This is a genomic window from Streptomyces aurantiacus, assembly GCF_027107535.1.
Classification (GTDB): domain Bacteria; phylum Actinomycetota; class Actinomycetes; order Streptomycetales; family Streptomycetaceae; genus Streptomyces.
This window is the reverse complement of the sequence record NZ_CP114283.1, coordinates 15,096-30,808: the sequence shown is the minus strand read 5'-3', so window position 1 is coordinate 30,808 and position 15,713 is coordinate 15,096. Positions and strand designations below refer to the sequence as shown.

At 68.1% G+C, this 15,713-nt stretch carries 14 protein-coding genes and 1 tRNA gene; 6 read left to right on the top strand and 9 right to left on the bottom strand.

Annotation, left to right across the window (positions count from 1 at the left end):
• Positions 1-56 precede the first annotated feature (56 nt).
• Entirely contained in the window at positions 57-2,087 is a 2,031-nt protein-coding gene (pknB, locus tag O1Q96_RS01850) for a Stk1 family PASTA domain-containing Ser/Thr kinase (protein WP_269246536.1), read from the top strand.
• Between the two features lie 223 nt (positions 2,088-2,310).
• Positions 2,311-3,342 carry a restriction endonuclease gene (locus O1Q96_RS01845; protein ID WP_269246535.1) on the top strand — a complete coding sequence of 344 codons (1,032 nt, stop codon included), beginning with the start codon at positions 2,311-2,313 and terminating at the stop codon, positions 3,340-3,342.
• 102 nt (positions 3,343-3,444) lie between these two features.
• Here the strand turns inward: O1Q96_RS01845 and O1Q96_RS01840 are convergent, their stop codons facing one another.
• From O1Q96_RS01840 to O1Q96_RS01815, 6 genes are all read right to left on the bottom strand, one after another.
• Complete coding sequence (locus O1Q96_RS01840) at positions 3,445-4,188, bottom strand: class E sortase (protein ID WP_269246534.1); 744 nt, start codon at positions 4,186-4,188, stop codon at positions 3,445-3,447.
• 102 nt (positions 4,189-4,290) lie between these two features.
• Positions 4,291-5,490 (bottom strand): class E sortase, encoded by a 1,200-nt coding sequence (locus tag O1Q96_RS01835; RefSeq protein ID WP_269253428.1) that lies wholly within the window; start codon positions 5,488-5,490, stop codon positions 4,291-4,293.
• Between the two features lie 512 nt (positions 5,491-6,002).
• Positions 6,003-6,641, bottom strand: coding sequence for an aminodeoxychorismate/anthranilate synthase component II (locus tag O1Q96_RS01830; protein ID WP_269246533.1), 639 nt, complete (start codon positions 6,639-6,641; stop codon positions 6,003-6,005).
• Positions 6,638-6,799, bottom strand: a complete 162-nt coding sequence (locus O1Q96_RS01825) for a hypothetical protein (protein WP_217454282.1) — start codon at positions 6,797-6,799, stop codon at positions 6,638-6,640. The genes O1Q96_RS01830 and O1Q96_RS01825 overlap by 4 nt, the downstream gene beginning before the upstream one ends.
• Before the next feature lie 52 nt (positions 6,800-6,851).
• On the bottom strand, positions 6,852-7,553 hold the full coding sequence (locus O1Q96_RS01820; RefSeq protein ID WP_269253427.1) for a class E sortase: 702 nt from the start codon (positions 7,551-7,553) through the stop codon (positions 6,852-6,854).
• 137 nt (positions 7,554-7,690) lie between these two features.
• A complete protein-coding gene (locus tag O1Q96_RS01815) occupies positions 7,691-8,470 on the bottom strand; it encodes a DUF881 domain-containing protein (protein ID WP_269246532.1) in 780 nt (259 codons plus the stop codon).
• 141 nt (positions 8,471-8,611) lie between these two features.
• Here O1Q96_RS01815 and crgA point away from each other — a divergent pair, with 141 nt between their 5' ends.
• Complete coding sequence (gene crgA, locus O1Q96_RS01810) at positions 8,612-8,866, top strand: cell division protein CrgA (protein WP_269246531.1); 255 nt, start codon at positions 8,612-8,614, stop codon at positions 8,864-8,866.
• A gap of 429 nt (positions 8,867-9,295) precedes the next feature.
• On the opposite strand, the gene O1Q96_RS01805 is transcribed toward crgA, so the two are convergent.
• A complete protein-coding gene (locus O1Q96_RS01805; RefSeq protein WP_269246530.1) occupies positions 9,296-10,192 on the bottom strand; it encodes a rhomboid family intramembrane serine protease in 897 nt (298 codons plus the stop codon).
• Between the two features lie 136 nt (positions 10,193-10,328).
• A complete protein-coding gene (locus tag O1Q96_RS01800) occupies positions 10,329-10,856 on the bottom strand; it encodes a peptidylprolyl isomerase (protein ID WP_217454278.1) in 528 nt (175 codons plus the stop codon).
• 337 nt (positions 10,857-11,193) lie between these two features.
• Here O1Q96_RS01800 and O1Q96_RS01795 point away from each other — a divergent pair, with 337 nt between their 5' ends.
• Positions 11,194-11,910: a DUF5324 family protein gene (locus O1Q96_RS01795; RefSeq protein WP_269246529.1), complete on the top strand. Its 717-nt coding sequence runs from the start codon at positions 11,194-11,196 to the stop codon at positions 11,908-11,910.
• A gap of 1,034 nt (positions 11,911-12,944) precedes the next feature.
• Here O1Q96_RS01795 and O1Q96_RS01790 read toward each other — a convergent pair.
• Positions 12,945-13,017: transfer RNA gene (locus O1Q96_RS01790), tRNA-Ala, on the bottom strand.
• Positions 13,018-13,199: 182 nt separating this feature from the next.
• On the opposite strand from O1Q96_RS01790, the gene O1Q96_RS01785 reads away from it, so the two are divergent.
• Positions 13,200-13,751: a helix-turn-helix domain-containing protein gene (locus O1Q96_RS01785; protein ID WP_217454276.1), complete on the top strand. Its 552-nt coding sequence runs from the start codon at positions 13,200-13,202 to the stop codon at positions 13,749-13,751.
• Between the two features lie 128 nt (positions 13,752-13,879).
• Entirely contained in the window at positions 13,880-15,706 is a 1,827-nt protein-coding gene (locus tag O1Q96_RS01780) for a serine/threonine-protein kinase (protein ID WP_269246528.1), read from the top strand.
• The last annotated feature ends 7 nt before the right edge of the window (positions 15,707-15,713 follow it).

Genomic DNA, 15,713 nt, shown 5'->3' with positions numbered 1-15,713 from the left:
ACCGCCGGACCACACGTGGTGTGGTCCGGACCGTCGGAAAAGGCTGGTAGGTAGCTATGGAAGAGCCGCGTCGCCTCGGCGGCCGGTACGAGCTGGGCCACGTGCTCGGCCGTGGTGGCATGGCGGAGGTACATCTCGCCCATGACACCCGGCTCGGCCGCACGGTGGCGGTGAAGACGCTGCGGGCCGACCTCGCGCGCGATCCGTCGTTCCAGGCCCGGTTCCGCCGGGAGGCCCAGTCGGCCGCCTCGCTCAACCATCCCGCGATCGTCGCCGTGTACGACACGGGTGAGGACTACATCGAGGGCATCTCCATCCCGTACATCGTGATGGAGTACGTCGACGGGTCCACGCTGCGCGAGCTGCTGCACTCCGGGCGCAAGCTGCTGCCCGAGCGCACCCTGGAGATGACCATCGGCATCCTCCAGGCCCTGGAGTACTCGCACCGTGCCGGTATCGTCCACCGCGACATCAAGCCGGCCAACGTCATGCTGACGCGCAACGGCCAGGTCAAGGTCATGGACTTCGGTATCGCCCGCGCGATGGGCGACTCCGGCATGACGATGACGCAGACCTCGGCGGTCATAGGGACGGCGCAGTACCTCTCTCCCGAGCAGGCGAAGGGCGAGCAGGTCGATGCCCGCTCCGACCTGTACTCGGCGGGCTGTCTGCTGTACGAGCTCCTCACGGTCCGCCCGCCGTTCATCGGGGACTCCCCGGTCGCGGTCGCGTACCAGCACGTACGCGAGGAGCCGCAGCCGCCGAGCGTCTTCGACCCCGAGATCACGCCCGAGATGGACGCCATCGTCCTGAAGGCGCTCACCAAGGACCCGGACTACCGCTACCAGTCCGCCGACGAGATGCGCGTGGACATCGAGGCCTGCCTCGACGGCCAGCCCGTCGCGGCCACGGCGGCCATGGGCTCGGTCGGTTACGGCGGCTACCCGGACGACCAGCCGACGACGGCCCTGCGCTCGTCGGACGGCCAGCACACCGCGATGATGCCTCCGGTGAATCCGGACGACGGCGGCTTCGGCTTCGACGACCGGGCCGGCCGGCGCCGTCAGCAGCAGCAGAAGAGCAACACGTCGACGATCCTGCTGGTCGTCGCCGGTGTGCTCGTGCTGGTCGGCGCGATCCTCATCGGCAAGTGGGCGTTCAGCGGGGACGGGGGCGCGGGTGACGATTCCTTCCCCGCGCCGAACTTCGTGAACACGACAGAGACCGACGCCAAGCAGAGGGCGAAAAACCGCGAGCTGGAGCTCACCATCAACCGGAAGGCGTGCGAGAACACGCCCAAGGGCAGCGTCTGCGACCAGAACCCCGCGGCGAAGACCGACGTCAACAAGGGCGACACGATCACGCTGACGGTGTCGACGGGGGCGCCGAAGGTGGCGGTTCCGAACGTGATCGGGGAGGACGTGGACGAAGCCACGTCCGAGCTCGAGGGTGACAACTACGAGTTCAAGGTCGAGACGAAGTCCAAGGAGTCCGAAGAGCCCGTGGGCTCCGTCCTGAAGACGGACCCCATCTCGGGCAAGGAGGTGGAGAAGGGTTCCACGATCACCCTCACCATCGCCAAGGAGAAGAAGCAGGTCACTGTTCCGGACGTCACCGGCCAGTCCTGTGACCAGGCCAAGGCCCAGATGCAGCAGAACGATCTGACGGGCACCTGCACAGACGTGGAGACCGACGACCAGAACCAGGTCGGCAAGGTCATCGCGACGGTGCCCGCGGTCAACTCGCAGGCCGAGCCCGGCGACACGGTCACCATCCAGATCGGCAAGGCGAAGGAAGAAGAAGAAGAGGACGAGAAGTTCGCCATGCCGAAGGTGACCCAGATGACTCTCGCCCAGGCCAAGCAGGTTCTGGCACAGAACCAGCTGCAGCTCGGCAACATCCAGGGCTCGCAGGACGACAACGCCATCGTGCTCGCCAGCAACCCGCAGGAGGGCCAGCAGGTGAAGGCCGGCGACAGGGTCAACCTCGGCACGATCGACGCCGGACAGCAGAACAACGGCGGCAACGGCAACGGCGGCGGCCTCTTCGGAGGCAACACCGGTACGGCGCCACGCACCGAGGGCTGACGCCTCGTACTACGCGCTACGACGGAGCTCTCGTCACCCCTGGGCAGAGGGGTGACGAGAGCTCCGTCGTGTTTGGCCGGGCAGGGCTTCCGGAAACCCGCCTCGACCCTCCGTGCGAGAACCGACCACACCTTCATACCGCCCCTACCCGTTGAGCTGACGGGTGGGAAGTCAGAGCCTTCCGCTGGCCCAGAGGCCACTGCACCAGCGGAAGGGGTAGAGCGTGATCAACGAAACGGCTCTGCTGGAATCCAAGACCCTGCGCGACAGCGCGCTGTCGCGCACGGAAGTGCTCGACAAAGTCAAGGCACTGTCACTGCTGCCGGACGGCATGCATGTGACTACGGCGATGGCGGCCGCATACTTCCAGGTTGGCATCAAAGCCATCCGTTCTCTGGTGGTCGACCACCGAGCAGAACTGGAAGCCAACGGCTACCGGGTTTTGACAGGTCCAGAACTGAGCTCCTTCAAGGAGCTCAGTGGGAATCAGTCACGCACAGCATCCCTTGCGCTCCTCTCCCGCCGTGCCGTCCTCAACGTCGCCATGCTCCTCCGCGACAGCGAAATCGCCCGTCAGGTACGCACATATCTCCTCGACATGGAGTACCAGGCGCGCACACGGCCTGTGGATACCCCTGTCGACAGAGATGCCTTCTCCCTCGACGACCGAATCGACCAGCGCATCACCCACATCCTCGGCCGAACCGTCGTCCCGATGTTCAACTCCCTGATCGAGACATCCAGCGAGCAGCGTCAGGAGCTGATCGCCCTGCGCACCGGCGTCCAGCGCATCGAGCGGCGGCTCCGCCAGCACAATGCACGACTGCAGCGGCTGGCAAGCCCACACGGAGACCGGCCTCTCGCCGGTGTCATGGCGTCCCTCGACGCCCTGAGCGGGGCTGAGTTCGAGGAGCGCGTCGCCGAACTGCTGCGCCTCGACGGCTGTACCGCAGTCGTCGTACGAGGCGGCCGCGGAGACCGGGGCGTGGACATCACCGGCCGTACCGCCGACGGGCGGCATCTCGTCGTGCAGTGTAAGAGATTCGCACCCTATGTCTCCGTCGCCAGTCCCGACATCCAGAAGTTCCTCGGCGCGGCCAAGGTCCTGCACAACGCGGACGTGGCGCTCTACGTCGCCACATGTCCGTTCACGCGCGACGCTCTGAATATCGCGGGCGACGGCGGCATCACCGCCGTACCTCGCGCACTACTCGAGGCATGGGCTTCAGGTACGTCGCTGGACGTCCTGGGATAGACACCTGCCACGCGCGGAAGCCCCGAAGTCGCAAGAGAAAGTCGCGGCTTCGGGGCTTCCGCCATGCTAGGTGACTGGCCCTCCGGAAGAGGACCAGTAAGTTCAGCGCAGCTCCGCCGGCGGCGTCCGCTCGTCGTTCACCTTCTCCACCCGGTCCAGCTCGCCCCAGACCACGTACCGGTAGCGGGACGTGTAGACCGGCGTGCAGGTCGTCAGCGTGATGTAGCGGCCCGCCTTCTTCTTCCCCGACTCCTTGGGGACGGGCGCGAGAACCTTGACGTTGAACTTCGACGTCTCCGGAAGGGTCGCGTAGACCTTGTAGACGTACCAGTCGTCCTTGGTCTCGAAGACGATCGCGTCGCCCTTCTTGAGCCGGTCGATGTTGTGGAACTTCGCGCCGTGGCCGTCGCGGTGGGCGGCCAGCGAGAAGTTCCCCTTCTTGTCCTGCGGAAGGGCGGACTTGACGGGGTCCGTGTAGTAGCCGGCGATGCCGTTGTTGAGCAGCTTCGCGGAGGTGCCCTTCTTGACCAGCACCTCGCCGCTGCCCATCGCCGGGACGTGCAGGAAGCCGATGCCGTCCTTGGTGTCCAGGCCGACCGGGCCGCGGTCCTCGGCCCAGTGGTCGCGCACCTTGTCGCCCTGCTTGTCGGCCTCACGGTCCGCGATCACGTTCGTCCACCACAGCGAGTAGGCGACGAACAGCCCGAGGATCAGACCCGCGGTGATCAGGAGCTCGCCGAAGACGCTGACGGCCGCCGCGATCCGGCCGCCGCCACGCCGCCGCCGCGGCGCGGGCGAGGACGCCGACGCGTCCGTGTGCTCTTCGTGGTCGGTCGTCGCTGCCACTGCGTTTTCCCCGTCTGGTGTCTCAGAAGTTCTGATGTCCATGAATCGTGGGATGCGGTCCTGGAAAGCCCGTCATGCGCTTCCAGGAACTCCCACGCGTGCTCAGCCGACGAGTGCGTCCGGTTTCCCCTCGCTGCGCGGCCGTTCCTCGACCATGGTGCCCCAGACGATCATCCGGTACTTGCTGGTGAATTCCGGGGTGCAGGTGGTGAGGGTGATGTAGCGGCCCGCCGACTTGAAGGTCGATCCCTTGGGGATCGCGTCCAGGACGGCCGTGTTGCTCGGCGCGGTCACCGGCAGGATGGACGCCATCTTGTAGACGAAGTACTTGTCCTGCGTCTCGACGACGATCGCGTCGCCCGGCTTGAGCCGGTTGACGTACCGGAACGGTTCGCCGTGCGTGTTGCGGTGCCCCGCGAGCCCGAAGTTGCCCGTCTTGGCGTCCGGCATCGCGGTCTGCAGGCCCTTCTCGGCATAGTGGCCGACCATGCCGCGGTCCAGGACACGCTTCTTGTCGATGCCTTCGGCGATCGGCACGACCACGTCCAGCTTCGGGATGCGCAGAAGGGCGAATCCCTGCCCGGGCTCGAAGGTGCCCGGGTTCCGCTTGCCGTTGGCCCAGTCGTTCTGGAGGCTGCTCGCCTCGCTGCCCGCCTGCGCGTTGGCCCTGATGTTCGTCCACCACAGCTGGTAGGTCACGAACAGCAGCATCAGTACACCGGTGGTGATGAACACCTCGCCGATCGCCCGGCTGGCCATCACCGCCGCGCCCGGCTTCCGCGCCTTGGCCGCGCGGCGCGCGGCCACGCGCGAGAGGGGCGCACCGGTGTCCGCCTGTTCCTCGTGGGTCTCGCCGACTCCACCTGCCCCGCCGGCCCCGCCGTGCTTCCCGTGACGCCTGGCGGCCTTGCGCCGGGCCGCACGGCCGCCTGAGAGAGCCTCCGCGTCCGCGGGCCGTACGGGGGCCGCAGCGGGCGCGGAGGGCGTCGGGAAGCCGGATATGGACTCGGCCCCGACGACGGGCAGCGCCACCGTCTCGTCGGGGGCGGGCGTCGTGCCGTACAGCGGCGAGGAGGGCGAAGAGGCCTGGGAGCGCCGGGAAGGGCCAGGGAAGGGTGCCGTCGGGGCGTAGGCGGCGTCGTACGGCGCCTGCGGGGCTCCTGACGGCCCTGGCGCCCCTGCGTACGGCGTTCGGGCCTCCTGGTACCCAGCACCCGCCCCGGGCTCCCCAAGGCCCGTCCGCGGCTCCTGGTACGGCCGCGGCGACGCGGTGAACGGCGGCTGCGGTTCCGTGAACGACATCGGTGGCTCTGCGAACGACGTCTGCCGTTCCGCGTAGGGCGGCTGCGGTCCGGCGTACGACGACGACCGGGCGTCCGGGTAGGACGGCTGCGGCTGCCCGTACGAAGCCTGTGATTGCACGTGGGGCGACTGGGGAGCGGTGTACGGCGGCAGCGGTTCGGAATAGCCGTGCGCCGGCTCCGCGTGCGCGCGGCGCACCGGCTCCGCGGGCGACGAGGTGCTCTGCCCGACGCTCCAGTCCCGCGTGTACGCCTGCGGGTCGTACCACTCCTGCTCCGGTGCCGCGTGCCGGCGTCGGCCCGGGAGGGGGTCGCTGAGCGGGTCGGCGAGCCCGTCGACGGCGGCCCGCATCGCGCCACCCGTCCGGCCGTCACCGGTCGGCCCGGCATCAGGGTTCGCTTCGAAGGCGGTCGCTCCCTCGAAGGCGCCCGTCGCCTCGAACGCCGCAGCGCCCCCGTACCCGGCGTCCTCGCCGTACGGGGCGGCACTGTCGCGCTCGGGGCGCAGGGCGGTCACGCCGTGGCCCTGCCCACCACCGGGGCGAGCCCCACCGACCTGGCGACGGCTCCCTGGTCGCCGCACTCGACCAGCCAGTTGGCCAGCATGCGGTGCCCGTGCTCGGTCAGCACGGATTCGGGGTGGAACTGCACTCCCTCGACCGGGAGTTCACGGTGCCGGAGCCCCATGATGATCCCGTCGTGCGTGCGGGCCGTGACCTGGAGGTCGGCCGGCACGGTCTTCGGTTCTGCGGCCAGCGAGTGGTAGCGGGTGGCGGTGAAGGGGGACGGCAGCCCGGCGAACACGCCCGTGCCCTCGTGCTCGACGAGGGACGTCTTGCCGTGGAGCAGCTCGGGCGCCCGGTCGACCACCCCGCCGTAGGCCACCTGCATCGACTGCATCCCGAGGCAGACCCCGAAGACGGGAACTCCGGTCGCCGCGCAGTGCCGCACCATGTCCACGCAGACCCCGGCCTCCTCGGGAGTGCCCGGGCCGGGCGACAGCAGGACACCGTCGAACCCGTCCTGCGCGTGTGTCATCGCCACCTCGTCGTTGCGCAGCACCTCGCACTCGGCGCCGAGCTGGTAGAGGTACTGGACCAGGTTGTAGACGAAGCTGTCGTAGTTGTCGACGACGAGAATCCGTGCGCTCACTGGTTGTCCACCGTCACGTCGTTGAAGGGCAACAGCGGTTCCGCCCACGGGAAGACGTACTGGAAGAGCACGTAGACCGTCGCGAGGGCCAGCACGATGGAAAGCAGCGCCTTGATCCACGTGTTCCCCGGCAGATGCCGCCAGATAAAGCCGTACATGCCGTCCCTTCCGTCGCACCACGGCACCAGACTCACGCCGTACCCAACCAGACTAACGGCGGAGAGCCTCCGGTTTCCCAGCCTCCACAGGCTGGGTCGCATCAAGGTGCGCCCAGACGATCAGCCGGTGGCTGTGTCCCCATTCCGGTTCGCACGTGGTCAGCGTCAGATATCGGCCCGCTCGCGTGTACCCGGACTTCTTCGGCACGGGGTCGATGACCGCCGTGTCACGAGGCAGCGTCTTGTAGGGCTTGGTGTCGATGCGGTAGGTGAACCACGTCGTGCCGTCGGTCAGCACCACCGCGTCTCCCGGACGCAGCCGGGGGAAGTCCTTGAACGGGTCCCCGTACGTACGGCGATGGCCGGCGACGGCGAAGTTGCCCTGCTCGCCGAGACGCGCGGTGCTCGCGTAGTGGCCCAGGCCCTTCTTGAGGGTGTTCGTTCTCGTGCCTTCGAGGACGGGCTTGTTCCACGTGAAACCGAGCCGCGGAATGTACATGACGGCGAAGGGCTTGCCGTCCTTGTACGCGGCGGGTTTCCCGGGAGCCGCCTGAGGGTTCTCCGTCGCCGTCGCTTCCCGGGGCCCGGAGGCCACGGCGCTCCTCGCCCACTGGTCCTGGAGCTGCGCGATCTGGTCGTCCATCGCGGTGTCGGCCTTCACACCCGTCCAGAACAGCACGTAGACCACGAAGAGCACGATCACGGTGCCCACCGTGATGCACAGCTCGCTGAACGTCCTGACGACCACTCGCACCGGCACAAGGCCCCCCAGCGGCAGCTGCTCCACTACTTCACAGCCTTCTACCCCATGGGCTCGCGCTCCACAGGCCTTTGGGGCTTCCGCTCCACGGACGTGGCCGGCCCCGTCGGACCATGGCAGGTTCCGCTCCGCTACTCCACGGGCTTCGCGTAGTGCAGGTCCACCGTGCCCGAGTAGCCGGGAAGAGTCGCCGTCCCGTTCTCCTCGACCTTCCAGCCGAGCCCGTAGACGTTGACGTACACCATGTAGTTCTGGATGGCGGGCGAGGCCGAGAGGGCCTTCTGCAGCTTCTCCGGGTCACCGACCGCCTGGATCTTGTACGGGGGCGAGTACACGCGGCCCTGGAGGATCAGCGTGTTGCCGACACAGCGGACGGCACTGGTGGAGATCAGCCGCTGGTCCATGACCTTGATGCCCTTGGCTCCGCCCTGCCACAGGGCGTTGACCACGGCTTGCAGGTCCTGCTGGTGAATGACCAGATAGTCGGGCTGCGGCTCGGGGTAGCCGGGCAGCTTGGCCGTCGCGTTCGGAGGCGCGTCGTTGAGGGTGACCGTGAGGGCCCTGCCCCTGAGCTTCTGGGTGCCCGCGTTCTTCTCCAGGGCGGCGAGCTTGGCCTCCTCCGCCGCGGTGCTGCCGTTGTCCCGCTCGGCGAGGGCCTCGACGTCGTCGCGCAGTGATCCGTTGCTCTCGTCGAGCTGCCCGTTCTTGTGACTGCGCTCGTGGATGAGATCGGAGAGCTTCAGCAGCGAGGCGTCCGTGCGGATGTTGGTGCCCTTGGCGGTGTCGAAGCTGGTGAAGAAGATCAGTCCGGCCAGGGCGAAGACGGCCGCGGTCAGCACCCGTACCGGCTTGAATCGCCGGATACGGTCCGGGCTGGAACCCGACTGGGGAGAGTCGGCAGAATTGCTCAACGTACCCTTATCTCCTTCGGCGCCGCGGAAGCACTACGCTAACGGACGCCCGGGGGAGCGCTAAGAGTCCCCTTGTACGCTGCCCGGAGTCAGCCCACGTTCCCTGCGCGGCCACGCAGCGCATCGACAGGAGAGACCCTCGTGCCGAAGTCACGTATCCGCAAGAAGGCCGACTACACGCCGCCCCCGGCGAAGCAGGCGACCAACATCAAGCTGAACAGCAATGCCTGGGTCGCCCCGGTCATGCTGGCCATGTTCCTCATCGGCCTCGCCTGGATCGTCGTGTTCTACGTGACGGACGGGTCCCTGCCGATCGATTCGCTGGGCAACTGGAACATCGTGGTCGGCTTCGGCTTCATCGCCGCGGGATTCGGCGTTTCCACTCAGTGGAAGTAGCGCCCGCTCAGGGCGTCGAGGGCTTGCACGAGTGCGGTGCGAGCCCTCGTCGGCAATCCCTGGCCCAAGGTGTCCGCTGAGTTATCCACAGCGGTTTCCACAGTGGGGAAAAGGTCAGAAGATCTGTGGATAACCCATCGGGTGTTGACGCCGGTGTGACTGACCTACCGGGATCCGGAAGCGTGTTCGCCCCCTGTCCTGCCTGGGGAAACCCAGGTCAGAGGCAGGGGGCACACTTGTTCCCCAACAGCATGCACAAGATCCGCCACCGTCTGTGGACAACGTGGACTTCCGTTGACTCTCCGCGGCCTCGGTGTGACTTTCCTGTGACGCCACAGGCGATCCCGCCGGGCCTCGACGCGGGCGGGCTGAACGGACCGGTCCCCGGTGACGCGGGCACGCCGGCTCGCAGGACACCGAACGGCTCGCTCAGGTGAGCTGACCCGTCCTGACAAGGGTCATGATCACGACCGCGAGCAGGACCAGCGCGCAGGCGCCGTACTGAACGAGCGCCCGCCGTTCCCGGGGCGCGTGCACCATCGCGTAGCCGATGAGGACACCGCCGACGAGGCCGCCGATGTGGGCTTCCCAGGCGATGTTGCTCCACCCGAAGGTGAAGATCAGGTTGATCACCAACAGCGCGATGACCGGGCGCATGTCGTACTTGAGCCGCCGCATCAGGATGGCCGTCGCCCCGAAGAGACCGAAGATCGCGCCGGAGGCTCCGAGCGAGGGCTGGTTCGGCTCGGCGATCAGATAGGTGAGTGCGCTGCCCGCGAGGCCGGAGACCCCGTACAGGGCGAGATAGCGGGCACGGCCGAGCGCCGCTTCCAGGGGCCCACCGATCCACCACAGGCTGAGCATGTTGAAAGCGATGTGCATATAGCTTCCGTGCAGGAACATCGCCGTGACCATCCGGTACCACTGGCCCTCGGCGACACCCTCGACACTGCCGAGCAGCGGCACGAACGCCCTGCCGATCAGGTCGAAACTGTCGGTGAAGCGGTCGCCCACGGAGAGCTGCACCATGAAGACGGCGAGGTTGATCCCGAGAAGGATCTTGGTGATCAACCGGGGGTCCGCGGTGATCGTGCCGCCCGCGAGGGTGCGGGGCTGGGAGGCACTCGGCGCGTGTCCCGTGCCGGACCCGTCCCGCACGCACTCGGGGCAGTGGAAGCCGACCGAAGCACTGATCATGCACTCGGGACAGATGGGGCGCTCGCAGCGGGTGCAGCGGATGCCGGTCTCCCGGTCCGGGTGCCGGTAGCAGGTGGGCAGGCTCGGGGCACCCTGCGGTTCCTGCGGGCTGCCTGGCGCCTGATCCATGGGGTCCCCTCATCCTTTGTACGCACTTGGTACGCAACGCACCGCCCCGCTCATCCTTACGGATGGGCGGGGCGTTTGGTTCCCTTCGCGAGCCCTCCGGCACGGGGCCGGGGCCGGGCTCACCGACGGGTATCGGTCAGCGGGTCTCCACGACGACCGACTCGATGACCACTTCCTTGACGGGACGGTCCGTGCGCGGGTTGGTCTGCGCCGAGGCGATGGCGTCCACGACCTTCTGGCTGGCACCTTCGGTGACCTCACCGAAGATGGTGTGCTTACGGGTCAGCCAGGCCGTCGGGGAGACGGTGATGAAGAACTGCGAGCCGTTGGTACCCGGGCCGGCGTTCGCCATGGCCAGCAGATACGGCTTGTCGAAGGCGAGGTCCGGGTGGAACTCGTCCTCGAACTCGTAGCCGGGACCGCCGGTGCCGTTGCCCAGAGGGTCACCGCCCTGGATCATGAAGCCGCTGATCACCCGGTGGAAGACCGTGCCGTCGTACAGCTTGTCCGTGGACTTCGCACCCGTGGCCGGGTTGGTCCACTCACGCTCGCCCTTGGCAAGCTCGACGAAGTTGCGGACCGTCTTGGGCGCGTGGTTCGGCAGGAGCCGCACTTCGATGTCGCCGTGGTTGGTCTTCAGGGTGGCGTAGAGCTGCTCGGCCACGATCTGCCTTCCGTTGTCCTTTGTGACTCCCCGATCCTCGCACGGACCGCACCGCCAGTCCTCCGTCACCGCCGTTCGGAACACTTCAGCCGCTTCGCACCAAACAGGCGCGCGGTTCGGGGATCCGTGGCATTGTCGTCGCAAGCTCCTGTTGCACCGTATTGATCGGTTATTGCACCAAGTGCTCCCGAAGTCAGCATTCATGACCCGGATGCCCGCCCTCGCATGCCCCGAAGTGCTCCGGCAGGCATGATCCGCATAAGGGTGGAAAGGTGAACTGTGACTTTCTGGGGGACGGCCCCAAGCCCCCATGTACGCCACCGAGGAGGAGGATCCCGTGACCCGCAAGGACAGCGTGCGCGCGGCGGCCGAGTCGGCGAAGGACAGCGTGCGGCACGCCGCGGAAGTGGTGGCGCCCTACGCCGACACGACAAAGGACCGAGCCACCCACTACGCGCATGAAGCACGCGTCAAGCTCGCGCCCAAGGTGTCGTCCGCCGCTCTCCAAGCCGCCGAACAGGCACGCACTCAGTACGACGCACATCTCGCACCTCGCCTTGAGCAGGCACTCACCCATGTGCCGCCCAAGGTCGACCAGGCCGCACACGAGGCCGCCGTTCGTACCCGCAAGGCTGCCCGACAGGCAGCGGACTACTCCCGGCCCAGGATCGAACAGGCCAGGGCTGCGGCCGGGCCGGTCCGTGACCAGGCCACCTCCCGCAGCACGGCGGCTCTGGCAGCACTGCGCGGCCAGGTGACGGCCAAGGAGATCGAGAAACTGGTCCGCAAGCACGAGCGGCGGGCCAGGGCCGGCCGCCTCGCGAAGGGCCTTGCCGTCCTGGGCATCCTGGCCGGCGGCACCTTCGCCGCCTGGAAGTGGTGGGACAAGCAGGCCAACCCCGACTGGCTGGTCGAACCGCCTGCCGCCACCGAGGTCCCGGAGACCGGACGTCTGACGTCGGTCGACGGCACCGGTCAGGAAGACCTGGACCCGGAGGTCCAGGCCAAGCAGGCCGAGGCGGAGGCAGCGGCGGACCACAAGGACCGCGGCTGACCCGGCCGGCACTTGTCGCACTGCGCGTAGGACATGCACGGCACGCAAGGCGCTGACAATGGACATGCTGCACAGCTGTGGGGCAGGAGGCTCACCCCTTCTGCCCCACAGTCATGTTTCACGTGAAACAGACACCGCTTCATACGGAACGGACACTGCCCCACTCGGGCGGCGCCGCCTCCCGCAAGCCGGCACCGGCGGGCCGACAACGCCCATCCGATGTGGGCGCCGGTCGCCCGACTACTGCGTAGGCGGCGCCGAGTTCCTCACCAACCGGCCCTCGGTGGCGCCCGCCTGACACGGCGCCAACTCCTCAGAACCGGCATCACCCATGACCGCGGGGGCGACGGTCGCACATGAAGCTGCCGGAGAACGTCCTGACTCAGGACCACCCCGCCCCGCACTGCATCTCTGCCGCTCGCGTCCTGCCCGCATCCCGCCCCGCGGACCCCGTGAGCGCACTGTTCACGCCACTCTCCCGTGATGACGTTTGCAACGAGCCGGGCGCGCCACATCGACAGAGACCCCCTTAACGGAATGCAGTGCCCCGATCACGCATTTCCGTTCACAGCAGCTCACGGAAGCCTTCACGACTCCTGCGCGCGATCCTCACGCCACCGCAACCACCCGCATGGTGCCCGTACGGCCCAGGATCCGACATGCATTTGCGAAAACAATCGCAAATATCGCAACGGGGTATCTGTGATGCGCATCACCACACACGCCGGTCGTGGCGCACCAGCACCCCGCAAGGCGGTTCATCGGAGAGTGGCGAGAGCGCGTCACCCCACGACAAGCGCTCAAATCCCGTCCGCCTCAGCCCTGTTGATCAATCCGGCACCCGATGACGCATCCCGAAAGCACTCGAGATCAAGAAATCTTCCGCCGCCCTGCAGTCCGACACTCCGGCCCCCGAGCCGGGGCGGTCCCCCGGAGTTCTCCACGACGGCCGCCCCTCTGACGGGCCACACCCTCCAACCCATAAGAAAACCCCCTCCGACCTGCGCAAAAGCAGGTCGGAGGGGGTTTTTCCGTGGAGCCTAGGGGAGTCGAACCCCTGACATCTGCCATGCAAAGACAGCGCTCTACCAACTGAGCTAAGGCCCCGAAAGCGATGCATACGCCGGAAGGATCTCCTTCCGGACCTGCACCGCAGACCAGAGTACCGGGTCACCCCGGGTATCCCGCAAAATATTGGGGGTCCCCGTGTACGACCACTCTCCGTAAGATGCTCGGCGTGGTTCGCTACAGCGAACCACGGTATTTGGGGAAGCGATGGGGAGACGCGCATGGACGCCGCACAGCAGGAAGCGACCGCTAGAGCCCGGGAGCTGCAGCGGAACTGGTACGGGGAGCCGCTGGGGGCGCTCTTCCGTAGGCTCATAGATGACCTGGGTCTCAACCAGGCGCGTTTGGCGGGGGTGCTCGGCCTGTCCGCACCCATGCTGTCCCAGCTGATGAGCGGCCAGCGGGCCAAGATCGGCAATCCCGCGGTGGTCCAGCGCGTGCAGCTGCTGCAGGACCTTGCGGGACAGGTCGCCGACGGTAGTGTGAGCGCCGCCGAGGCCACTGAGCGCATGGACGAGATCAAGAAGTCTCAGGGGGGCTCGGTGCTCAGCAACACCACGCAGTCGACGACCAGTTCGGGCGGGGCGCCCACGGTGAAGCGCGTGGTGCGCGAGATTCAGTCATTGCTGCGCTCGGTGGCCGCGGCGGGGGACATCATCGACGCGGCGGACACTCTCGCCCCGACCCACCCGGAACTGGCAGAGTTCCTCCGGGTGTACGGGGCCGGCCGCACTTCGGACGCCGTCGCCCACTACCAGTCCCACCAGAGCTGACACACCGCCCGGCCGCCGAACAGCCCGGCTCCGGACGCCTGTCGGTCGTCAGACAGCCGGGATCCAGGCAGTCGGGCACCTCGAAGAGGCCGCCGCACCGACCGCCGAAGGGGGAGCGACGCACGACCATGGGTGAGGTCTTCGCCGGCCGGTACGAACTGGTCGACCCGATCGGACGCGGGGGAGTCGGTGCCGTCTGGCGCGCCTGGGACCACCGGCGGCGCCGGTACGTGGCCGCCAAGGTCCTCCAGCAGAGCGACGCCCACTCGCTGCTGCGGTTCGTGCGCGAGCAGGCGGTGCGGATCGACCACCCGCATGTGCTCGCTCCGGCCAGCTGGGCCGCCGACGACGACAAGGTCCTGTTCACCATGGACCTCGTCGGCGGCGGCTCGCTGGTGCACCTGATCGGGGACTACGGCCCCCTGCCACCGGCCTTCGTCTGCACACTGCTCGACCAGCTGTTGGCGGGGCTCGCCGCGGTGCACGCGGAGGGGATCGTCCACCGCGACATCAAGCCCGCCAACATTCTGCTGGAGGCGACCGGCACGGGCCGTCCGCGACTGCGACTGTCCGACTTCGGCATCTCCATGCGTCTCGGTGAGCCACGGCTCACCGAGACCAACTACGTGGTGGGAACGCCCGGATACTTCGCGCCTGAGCAGATGCTCGGCGCCGACCCGGACTTCCCCGCCGATCTCTTCGCCGTGGGTCTGGTGGCCCTCTATCTCCTGGAGGGTGCCAAACCCGACGCCAAGGCACTGGTCGAACACTTCGAGGCCCACGGCACACCGGGCGCCCCGAAGGGCGTTCCCGAGCCCCTGTGGCAGGTCGTGGCGTCTCTGCTCGAACCGGATCCGCAGGCTCGGTTCCGCACCGCCACAGGAGCGCGCAAGGCGCTCGCCTCGGCCAGGGAGCTCTTGCCGGAGCCCGGGCCCGACGACGAACTGATCGAGATCTTCGACCAACTCGGCCCGCTTCCCGCCGGGTTCGGCCCCGAGGGCCCTCTCACGGCCTCGCCTTCCTCCGGCCGGACCCGGTCCCAGGGGCACGACACCGTGCCTCAGCAACCCGGCCCCAGTGCCCCGCCACCGTCCTCGCGGGCAGGCGCCGTCCCTCCAGAAGATCGAACGGGCACAGCATGGCCGGAGCCACCGGCAGTCGGCGCCTCGTCGTCCGGGACCCACACGGGAGCCGTCTCCCCAGGGGGCCACCCCTTTTCCGAGCACCCGACCGGCGACGTGTCCTCCGGCGCGCACCCGGACACCGCTGGGCCCCAGCCGGATGCCGTATCGCCGGACGCCCCCACGGGCGCCGCCCCGCCCGCTCCTCCCACGGGCTCCATATCTCCACAGCCCCACGCCGGCATGAGCGCGGAGCCCTCCGCGGAATCCGTGCCGCCCCACGTCTCCTCCGCCGGCACACCGCCCCAGCCGACCAGCGCTCCCGTCCCCCCGCAGCCGCCCCCGTCCGACACCGGCAGCTTGCACCCGCAGGGCACACCTCGGGGCACCGCTTCGCGCGTAACAGGGCACCCGTCGCAGCCCACTCCACAAGAGCACCACCACCCGCAGACCCAGACACCGGCTCAGCCGGAGCAGCCCTCCACTCCCCCCGCCGCTCCCGAGTACCCACACCCCGGCCACGCCCAGTCGCTGCCGTACGAACCCACGCACGTGCCCTCCCCCCAGGCCTCGTACCCGTCGCTCCCGGCTCCTTCGCCCCCTCCGCATCCACAGCTCCACCCGCAGCCGCAGCCGCAGCCACACGAATCCGCCGCTACTGCTTCATACACCGCTCGGGACATTCGGGTTCCCGCTCAGTCGCAGCCGGTCGCGCGGCATCGCGCCAAGCGGGCACGACGACGTCCCGGGCCATCCATGGCGGTGGCCCTTCCGGTGCTCCTGCTCGCGCTGGTCTGCTTCGCGGTCGGCTTCTGGGCACTGGCACGGATCTGAACCGGCC